The sequence below is a fragment of the Mycobacterium sp. TH-M116 genome, assembly GCF_057473685.1.
Window position 1 is genome coordinate 41096 of sequence record NZ_JBYCLC010000199.1, and the last position, 9658, is coordinate 50753.

General features: G+C 67.3%; 8 protein-coding genes and 2 pseudogenes. 3 read left to right on the top strand and 7 right to left on the bottom strand.

The features are described from left to right. Positions 1-2: 2 nt before the first annotated feature. From AC2VOK_RS10160 to AC2VOK_RS10175, 4 genes are read right to left on the bottom strand one after another with little or no spacing between them, the layout of a single operon-like run. On the bottom strand, positions 3-962 hold the full coding sequence (locus AC2VOK_RS10160; RefSeq protein WP_343709112.1) for a respiratory chain complex I subunit 1 family protein: 960 nt from the start codon (positions 960-962) through the stop codon (positions 3-5). After that, positions 959-2905 (bottom strand): proton-conducting transporter transmembrane domain-containing protein, encoded by a 1947-nt coding sequence (locus AC2VOK_RS10165; RefSeq protein ID WP_428900361.1) that lies wholly within the window; start codon positions 2903-2905, stop codon positions 959-961. Before AC2VOK_RS10165 ends, AC2VOK_RS10160 begins: the two co-directional genes overlap by 4 nt. A gap of 29 nt (positions 2906-2934) precedes the next feature. Further along, positions 2935-3414 (bottom strand): NADH-quinone oxidoreductase subunit B family protein, encoded by a 480-nt coding sequence (locus AC2VOK_RS10170; protein WP_428900354.1) that lies wholly within the window; start codon positions 3412-3414, stop codon positions 2935-2937. Positions 3415-3427: 13 nt separating this feature from the next. Further along, positions 3428-3775 carry a lsr2/espR transcriptional regulator gene (locus AC2VOK_RS10175; RefSeq protein ID WP_343709114.1) on the bottom strand — a complete coding sequence of 116 codons (348 nt, stop codon included), beginning with the start codon at positions 3773-3775 and terminating at the stop codon, positions 3428-3430. Positions 3776-4013: 238 nt separating this feature from the next. On the opposite strand from AC2VOK_RS10175, the pseudogene AC2VOK_RS10180 reads away from it, so the two are divergent. Next, positions 4014-4709: pseudogene (locus AC2VOK_RS10180) on the top strand (thiolase family protein); the annotation flags it as partial. 2 nt (positions 4710-4711) lie between these two features. On the opposite strand, the pseudogene AC2VOK_RS10185 reads toward AC2VOK_RS10180, so the two are convergent. After that, positions 4712-5608, bottom strand: a pseudogene (locus tag AC2VOK_RS10185) (acetyl-CoA C-acyltransferase); the annotation flags it as partial. 281 nt (positions 5609-5889) lie between these two features. On the opposite strand from AC2VOK_RS10185, the gene AC2VOK_RS10190 reads away from it, so the two are divergent. Together AC2VOK_RS10190 and AC2VOK_RS10195 are read left to right on the top strand one after the other, a co-directional pair. Next, complete coding sequence (locus AC2VOK_RS10190; protein WP_343709115.1) at positions 5890-6282, top strand: DUF5313 domain-containing protein; 393 nt, start codon at positions 5890-5892, stop codon at positions 6280-6282. A 196-nt stretch (positions 6283-6478) separates the two neighbouring features. After that, positions 6479-7624: a thiolase family protein gene (locus AC2VOK_RS10195; protein WP_428900355.1), complete on the top strand. Its 1146-nt coding sequence runs from the start codon at positions 6479-6481 to the stop codon at positions 7622-7624. Positions 7625-7952: 328 nt separating this feature from the next. Here AC2VOK_RS10195 and AC2VOK_RS10200 read toward each other — a convergent pair whose 3' ends face one another. Further along, complete coding sequence (locus AC2VOK_RS10200; RefSeq protein ID WP_428900356.1) at positions 7953-8480, bottom strand: YbhB/YbcL family Raf kinase inhibitor-like protein; 528 nt, start codon at positions 8478-8480, stop codon at positions 7953-7955. A gap of 32 nt (positions 8481-8512) precedes the next feature. Then, a partial coding sequence (locus AC2VOK_RS10205) for a M20/M25/M40 family metallo-hydrolase (protein ID WP_428900357.1) occupies positions 8513-9658 on the bottom strand: 1146 nt, incomplete at its 5' end.

The window sequence follows — 9658 nt, forward strand, 5'->3', positions numbered from 1 at the left end:
CTCTAGCCCTGGGTGGTGAAGAAGTCGGCCGCCGTCACCGCGAGCAGGGCAAGCAGAAAAGAACCGGACAGCAGCTCGGGCACCCTGAACAGGCGCAGCTTGGCGATGAATACTTCGGCGGCCGCGAGCAGCACCGCCAGCACAGCGATTTTGACCGCGATCGCCGCGAGGCCGATCACGACGTCGAGCGGGCGCGGGTGCCCGCCGGCGATTCCCCACGGCAAGAACAGATTGGCCAGCAGCGCCAGCAATACGGTGAGCCGCATCCCGGAGGCCCATTCGACCAGCGCCAACTTCGGGCCCGCGTACTCGAGAACCATCGCCTCGTGCACCATCGTCAATTCCAGGTGCGTGGCCGGGTTGTCGACCGGCAGCCGCCCGGTCTCGGCGATGATCACGATCACCAGCGCGACGAACGCCAGCACTCCGGTCAGTGACGCCACCTGTCCGGGATGGCTGAGGGTGTTGGCTACCAGGGCACCGAGATTCGCCGATCCGGCGGGAATGGAAAGCGCGAACACGGCGAGCAGAATCGTCGGTTCCACCAGTGCGGCGATGGTGATCTCGCGGCTGGCGCCCATGCCGCCGAACGACGTGCCGGTGTCGATGCCCGCGAGAGTCAAGGCGACGGTGCCGACGAACAGCAGACCGACGACGGCGAACAGGTCGGCGGCAGCATCCAGCGGGGACCCGATCGCGACGATCGGTGCGATCGCGGCGATGAGCAGCGTCGTCCCGGCGACGATCGCCGGCGCAGCAGCGAATACCACCGTGGTGCCCTGCGGGGTGATTTGCTGTTTGCCCAACTGTTTGCGCAGATCCCGCCAGGGCTGCAGCACCCCACCGCCGGCACGCCCCTCCAGCCGCGCCCGCACCTGCCGCATGACGCCGATCACCACCGGCGTGCCGAACATGACCGCACCGATCTGGGCGGCGCCCGCGACGTAGGAAAAGACGTTCATCGGGCGATCACCAGCACCACCAGCACACCGAGCATGCCGTAGGCCAGGTAGAGGTGGACGCTGCCGGTGTGTGCCCGCCGGACCAACTCGGCGGCCGCGGCCACCGCCCCGATGATCGGGTTGTAGAACCGCTCCTCGATCGCATCGGCGATCCGGGCCCGATAGGTGACGGCCTCCGCCAGGTACCGCGACTCGGTCAGATGGGTGATCTCGATGTCGGTGTCGGGGCGCAGCACGTCGTCGAACACCCGCTGCAGGGGCTCCGCGAACGATGTGGCGGTGTATTGCATCCGTGGACTGAGTTCTTCTGCACCACAGGCCCACAACGGCAGCGTCACCGAAGCGGGACGCCGCCGCGAGCGCCAACTCGCCGCGCCAACCGCGGCCAGCACAGCGGCAGTCAACGCCGCGGCGATCCCGCCCGGCGCGATCGACCCGTGCACGCCCGGCAGCCGCAGCACGGCGCCGAAGTCGGTGAACGCAACGTCGTGGGAAGCGCACAGCCCAGTAAGCACGCGCCGCAATGTGGACCCGACAACCAACGGCGCCACGGCCACCACGACGCATACGGTTGCGGCGAGCGCCATTCCGGCGAGCATGCTGAGGGGCGCCTCACCCGCGTCGGCAGCGGGCTGCGAGCGTGGGCGGGCCAAAAAGCCGATGCCGAATGCTTTCACCATCGCCGCCACCCCGAGCCCGGTCGTGAGCGCGACCGCCCCGACCGCCAGGGGCGCCGCCAACGCCAGGGCCGTGTGGTGCTGCGGCGCGGCGTGAATCAAGGACTGGACCAGCAGCCACTCGCTGACAAAACCGGCGCCCAGCGGTAATCCGGATGCACCCAGGGCGGCAACACCGAACAGGACCGTCGTCGCAGGCATCCGCCGGGCCAGGCCGCCGAGCCGGTCCAGGTCGCGCAGCCCGGTTGCGGCCAGCACCGATCCGGCCGCGAGAAACCCCAAACATTTGAACGCCGCGTGCCCAACCAGGTGCAGCATCGCCGCGGCGATCGCGATCGTGGCCGCCGAGTGCGCGCCCGAATCCGCGAACAGCGTCGCTGCACCCAAGGCGAGGGTGATCAGGCCCATGTTTTCGGTCGTCGAATAGGCAAGTAGCCGTTTGAGATCGGTCGCTACCGAGGCCTGCAACACCCCATAGAGCGCGGATAGGGCGCCGACGACCAACAGGGTCAGTCCCCACCAGCGCGGACCCGGGCCCAACAACTGAAGATCGAAGCGCACGATGCCGTATACCCCCAGGTTGACCATCGCCGCACTCATCAGCGCCGACACCGGGCTGGGGGCCTCGGGATGGGCCCGCGGTAGCCACGCATGCAGCGGCAACAGACCCGCCTTGGACCCGAACCCGGCCACCGTCAGGACGAACACAGCGGTCCGTGCACCCTCGCTCACCCGCGTCAGGTCCGCGAACCGGTCGGCGCCGCCCGATGCCGACAACACCATCAGCCCTACCAGGACGGCGACGAACCCGAGCTGGGTCATCACCGCGTAGAACAGACCCGCCGAACGGACCTCCGGCCGGGTGTGTTCAGCCAGCACGAGCAGCAGCGAAGCGGTCGCCATCAACTCCCATGCCAAGAGAAAGGTGCTAATCGAGCCGGCGGCCGGCACGAGCAGCATCGCCGCGACGAACAGCGGCACCACCGCCAGCGGGACCCGGCTCGCAAGGTGGTGGTAGCCGATCAGGTAAACGCCCACCGCGACCGCGACCGCTCCTGTCACCGCCATGAAAAACCCGCCCGTTGGGTCGAGGTCCAACCACACCCCCGAAAGCGGAAGCAGCCAGCCGATGTGTACCGGCCGCGTCGACCCGAAAACCCCCAGCAGACCCAGCCACACCCCCAACCCGCCGACACAGCTCGTCAGGACTCCCGACAACGCGCGCCGGAAGCCGTCCCCGGCCAACAACTTCGGCGCGGCCGCCATGGCCGGCGGGGCCGGCGTCAACGTCACGGTCATCTGCCGGTCACCGATCGCAGGGCTGCGACGATGTCGCTCGGAGTCGGCGGACACCCCGGGATCTCGACGTCGACGGGCACTACCTCACCCACCGCACCGACGACGCCGTAGGCATCTCTGAACACCCCCCGGTTGAGGGCACAGTCCCCGCATGCGATCACCACCCGCGGCCGCGGAGTCGCTGCCACGGTGTTTTGCAGCGGCTCGGCCATGTTGCGCGTCACCACACCGGTCACCAGCAGCGCATCGGCGTGCCGCGGGGAAGCCACCAGCCGCGCGCCGAACCGCTCCGCGTCGTAAACCGGGCCGAAGGCGCCCGAGATCTCCACCTCGCACCCATTGCAGGACCCGGCATCGACGTGGCGGATCTGCAACGAACCCTTCACGCCAGCAGGCGATTCCGTCACCACAGCCGGTGTCGGCCCAGCAGGCTCCACGACGCGGCCAACCCGCATGATCTTACCGATCCATCCCATTCGGGCCACCCCGCTACCGGACGTCCGACAGGCCGTCGGCGCGCAAGTCCTCCAGCACCGCAACCCGGTCGCTCAGCATCCCGGTCAACACTTTGCGCGCGACCGCGAGTAGTTCGGCGATATCGCGCGAGGCGATCGAGTAGATCACCGTGTTGCCGTCCTTGCGCGCATCGACCACCCCGGCCCGCCGCAACACCCCCAGCTGCTGAGACAGGTTGGATGACTCCAATCCCACCTCGGGAAACAATTCGCCCACCGAACGGTCCTCCACCGCGAGCAGCTCCAGAATCCTGATGCGTGCCGGATGCCCGAGCGTCTTGAACAACTCACCCTTGAGCTTGTACAGCGGCTCCGACATCACCGGTCTCCTGAAGACTTCCGATTTCTTATCTTCGATTGATTGAAGAACTTATCAGATAGCCGACAGTCGGGATCAGGGGTGCCTGCGTCGGCCACCAGCGCATCGCTGGTCGGCGGCCGTACCGGGGCGGCGACGACGGATCTGCGGCGACGCCCGTGACTCGCGGGATGTCGAAGTCGTTCTCGTTTTACGTCGGCTACATCCGCAACAGCCCTGCTCCTTCGAATGCCCAGGCCACATCGGCGTCGCGTGCGGCATCGAGGCGATGAGCCAGGTCCCCCTCGGCGCCAACGTAGGTACCGAGGCGGGACCGCGTCACCCGCCGACCTGGAACATCGACATGCCCAACCAGTTCGAGGCAGCCGAGCGCATCGCCGAGCGGCGCGGCCTGACGCGCGAAGACATCGAGGTGCTCGGAGTGCGCTCCCAAGCCCTGGCCAAGCAGGCCTGGGCGCAGGGCCGCTTCGACCGCGAGGTCCTCCCACTGAAAGCCCCAGTCGTCGACGCGGAGGGCAACAAGACCGGCGAAACGCACATCGTTTCTCGTGACCAGGGCCTACGCGACACCACCGAAGAGTCCCTGGCCAAGCTCGAGCCGATCATCGAGGGTGGCATCCACACCGCCGGCACCTCCTCCCAGATCTCCGACGGCGCCGCCGCGGTGTTGTTGATGGACGCCGAGCGCGCCCAGTCACTCGGACTGCGGCCGCGCGCACGGATCGTCGCCCAAGCACTCGTCGGCGCCGAACCTCGGTTCCACCTCGACGGCCCTGCGCAGGCCACCACCCGGGTGCTGCAGAAGGCCGGCATGAAGATCGGCGACCTGGACCTGTTCGAGGTCAACGAGGCCTTCGCGTCGGTAGCGCTGTCGTGGGCGCAGGTACATCAGCCCGACATGGACAAAGTCAACGTCAACGGCGGCGCCATCGCGCTGGTGTCGTTCATCGTCAAGCCGGTTCGTTCCAGCGCGTACCCGGTGGCCGGGATAGGCGCGGTGAGCATCAAGATCGGGTCGGCGCCGCGGGCACTCAGGTGGTGTATCCGGGCGCGGGGCCTGAGCCCGTGTGCCTTCACCGCGGCATGCGACGCCACCAGCGTTGCGCTGGCGCCGTCGCAGATCTGACTGGCCAGCGCCGCCGTCAGACGGCCACCCTCCACGAGGCAGTTCAGGCTCGCCATCTTCTCCAGGCTGGTCTCGCGCGGGAACTCATCCAGCACGAAGCCACCGACCGGCACGATCTCGTCGTCGAAGCGGCCATCGTCGATCGCGGCGCGGGCGCGCTGGTGACTTTGCAGGGCCCAGCGCTGCATCTCTTCGCGGCCGATGTCCCACTTCTCAGCAATCAGTTCGGCAGCGCGGAACTGCGAAATCTCCTCGTCGCTGTAACGGCGCTCCCAGCCGACCGAACCCTCGAACGGGGTCTGGAACCCGAATTGCTGGCCGACGGCCATCGCGGCGGCGATCGGGATCATGCTCATGTTCTGCACACCACCGGCAACCATCAGCTCGGCGGTGCCACTCATCACCGCTTACGCGGCGAAGTGCAGCGCCTGCTGGCTCGAGCCGCACCGGCGATCGACGGTGACACCAGGGACGTGCTCGGGGAAACCGGCGGCGAGCCATGCCGTGCGCGCAATATTGCCCGCCTGCGGTCCGATCGCCTCGACGCAGCCGAAGACCACGTCGTCGATCGCTGCCGGATCGACGTGATTGCGCTCCAGCAGATGGGTGATCACCAGGGCACCGAGATCGGCGGGATGCACCCGGCACAACGCGCCGCCCTTCTTGCCGACCGCGGTGCGAACGGCGTCCACGATGTATGCCTCACACATCCAAATCCTTCCCGGCGGGCCCAAGCTTTCCAAACCGCGCCCAACAGAATCGAATTCATCGGTGGCCCCTGAAGCGGAATCGCCCGCACCCTAACCAAGCAAGTGCTTGGTCGACGCTAGCACGTGCGGAACCTCGAGCAAACTGTGAGCAACGTCGCGGTTGCCCGCCTATGCGAACCCGGTATCTTTTAGATTGCTAATATTCGAAACTGATTGAATAGCGCCGCGGCCCGATCGGCCAAGACCTCGACCGGCAGTGGCGCATCGCAGCCAGGAGTCCGATGAGTAACGACCCGCGGCGTCGTCGACCGACCGCCCTGCAATACCTCGCGTACTGCTACGGAGCGGTCCTGCCCGCCTCGATGCACGACTGGGTGCGCAACGACCTGACCGGCAAAGGCGCCGCACGGCGGACCATGATCCGGGCCGTCATTCCTGCCTTTCTGGTACTCGCCCCGTTCTGGCTGATCCCGACAACGCTGTACGTCCACGCCAGCATGACCCTGCCGATTTTCCTTCCGTTTATCTTGTTCACGCATGCGCTCAACAAGGTGTGGCGCCGCCACCGACTGGCCCAGCATGGTTTCGATCCCGACATCGTCGACGACTACATACGTAAGCGCGACGCCCACGTCCACCGCGCCTACATCGAGCGCTACGGCCCCCGGCCATAGCCAGCCAGAACCCGACCGCGCACCGACCTGAGTAGGGCGCAACGCTGCTCAGCCGGAACGAAAGTAGTGACCAGCCGTGTTCGGTGATGACGAATCAGCAGTGGGTTGATCCGGCAAAACTGATGTCCTTCGTTCACTGACATATCCCCCACCTACCTCGTTGGCAAAGGCCAACACCTCTGCGAAGGAGAAGTTCATGGCCGAAGCGGTCATCGTCGAAGCGGTGCGATCACCGATCGGTAAGCGCAACGGCGGTCTATCCGGTGTACACCCCGCCGAACTGTCGGCTCAGATACTCAACGGGTTGGTGCAGCGCGCCGGTGTGGATCCGGTCCTCGTTGACGACGTCATCTGGGGATGTGTGATGCAGGCCGGTGAGCAGGCCCTGGATGTCGCCCGTACCGCGGTGCTCACCGCCGGCTGGCCCGACACCGTCCCGGGTGTAACCGTGGACCGTCAGTGCGGGTCGAGCCAGCAGTCGGTGCACTTTGCCGCCGCCGGCGTGGTGGCCGGCCACTACGACATCGTCGTTGCCGGCGGTGTCGAGTCGATGTCGCGAACCCCGATGGGCTCGTCGCTGGCCAATGGTGGGCACCCCTACCCGGAGGCATTCCGTGCCCGCTACACCCAGACCCCCAACCAGGGCCTCGGCGCGGAGATGGTCGCACAGCGGTGGGGCTTCGACCGCACCTCACTGGACCAGTTTTCCCTGGACTCTCACGAAAAGGCCTCCACAGCACAGGATTCCGGTGCCTTCGATGACGAGATCGTGACGATCAAGGACCAGGACGGAAACCCGGTGAGCACCGACGAGGGTATCCGCCGTGGCACCACGCTGGAGAAGATGGCTCAGCTCAAGGCCGCGTTCACCGAGGAAGGTGTGATCCACGCCGGTAACTCGAGTCAGATTTGCGATGGCTCGGCCGCGCTGCTGTTCATGTCGGCCGAGAGGGCAAAAGCCCTGGGGCTCAAACCACTTGCGCGCGTGCACACCGCGGTGCTGGCCGCTGCCGACCCGGTGATCATGCTCAGCGCACCCATCCCGGCGACCCAGAAGGCACTGCAGCGGTCCGGTCTGGGCGTCGACGATATCGGCGTGTTCGAGGTCAACGAAGCGTTCGCTCCGGTGCCGATGGCCTGGCTGAAAGACATCGGCGCCGACGAGAAGCGTCTCAACCCTAATGGTGGCGCCATCGCGCTGGGCCACCCTCTCGGTGGGTCGGGGGCGCGCATCATGACCACGATGCTGTATCACATGCGGGACAAAGGGATTCGGTTCGGCCTACAGACCATGTGCGAGGGTGGCGGTCAGGCCAACGCGACCATCGTGGAGCTGCTGTAGCGCGACGCAGAGTGCCCTCGGTGTCCGCCAGCCGCGCTGGGCAGCAGCGCTCGGGCTATGTCGCGATCATAATCACAAGCCAGCCCGAGGTCGACGTCACCGGCCGGGTTCACGCGTATCGCGGCCGCCGGCTGCGCAACCGTCGCATCCCAGACGTCAGTCCCTCACTGCGCACACTCCCCTGAGTCGCGGCAAACGCAGGACGAACAACTCGCCAACCGCAACGCCGTCGACTCCGGTGCCTACCCGCGGGCGTATCAGGCTTCGCAAGTAGGTTCGATTCCAGTCGGGCCCGCCGAGAAGTCGAGGCAAGAAGCCCGGCGCCGCCCTACCGCTGCTCGTAGGTGCCGTAGATGTAGGCGCGCGCGATCGCGTGCTGGAAGAGGTTGAACCCCAGGAAGGCCGGGCTGGCGTCCTCGGTGAGGTCCAGCTTGTCGACGTCGACGGCGTGCACCGCGACGTAGTACCGGTGCACGCCGTGGCCGGCAGGCGGCGCGGCGCCGATGTAGCGGCGCATGCCGGCGTCGTTGACGAGGGTCACCGCGCCTCCCGGTAGCTCAGCGCCGTTGCCGGCGTCCGAGGGCAACTCGGTGACGTCAGCCGGCAGGTTGGCCACCGCCCAGTGCCAGAATCCCGACAGCGTCGGGGCGTCGGGGTCGTAGACGGTGACTGCGAAGCTGCGGGTCTGCGCCGGGAATCCCGACCAGCTCAGCTGCGGGCTGACGTCCTCGCCGCCCGCACCCATGATTCCGCTGATCTGTGGTGTGGCCAGCGACTCGCCATCGGTGATCGAGTTGGACGTCAGGGTGAATGTGGGCAGCGTGGGCAGCGCGTCGTACGGGTCGGGCGAGCTCATGAAGGATCCTTTCGTGGCGTGATGTTGCTCGGTCAGCAATCGGTCAGGAAGCGCCCCAGCACCTCGGTGCCGAACCGCAGCGACTCGACGGGTACCCGCTCGTCCACGCCGTGGAACAAAGCGGCGAAATCAAGATCGGGCGGCAACCGCAGCGGACTGAACCCGAAGCACCGAATGCCCAGGCGCGCAAAGGCTTTCGCGTCAGTCCCGCCGGAAAGCATGTACGGCACCGTCCGGCCGTCCGGGTCGAGCGCCAACACCGCGGCGTTCATCGCGTCGACCAGGTCACCGTCGAAGGTGGTCTCATAGGACGGCAGGTCCCTGATCCATTCCCGCGTCACATCCGGGCCGATCAGCTCGTCGACCTCGACCTCGAACGCCTCTTTGCGGCCCGGCAGGATGCGGCAGTCCACCACCGCCTCCGCGGTCGCGGGGATGACGTTGGCCTTGTAGCCGGCCCTGAGCATGGTCGGGTTAGCGGTGTCGCGCAGCACCGCGTTCAGCATGCGGGCCATCGGGCCCAGCTTCTCGATCGTCCCCTCCAAATCGGGGGACTCAATGTCGAACGCGATGCCGGTCTCCTCCCCCACGGCGGCCAGGAACTGAGCGACCGCGTCGGTCATCACCAGCGGGAACCGGTGGCGGCCCAATCGGGCCACCGCCTCGGCGACGGCGGTGACCGCGTTCTGCTGGTGCACCATGGAGCCGTGCCCCGCCGGGCCCCGGGCGGTCAGCCTCATCCACGACAGACCCTTCTCGGCCGTCTCGACGAGGTAGAGCCGACGTTCGCCGCCGTCGCGGCGCGGCACGGTCAGCGAGAAGCCGCCCACCTCGCCGACGGCCTCGGTGACGCCGTCGAACAGGTCGGGCCGGTGCTCGACCAGCCAGTGCGCGCCGTAGCGACCGCCGTGCTCCTCGTCGGCGACGAAGGCGAACACCAGATCACGCGGTGGCACGACGCCCGCCCGCTTCAACTGCCGGGCCACCACGATCATCATCCCGACCATGTCTTTCATGTCGACCGCGCCGCGGCCCCAGACGTAGCCGCCCTCGACGGCGCCGGAAAACGGGTGCACGCTCCATTCGGACGGCTCGGCGGGCACCACGTCGAGATGCCCGTGGATCAGCAGCGCTCCGCGCCCGTTGTCGGCGCCCTCGAGGCGGGCGAACACGTTGCC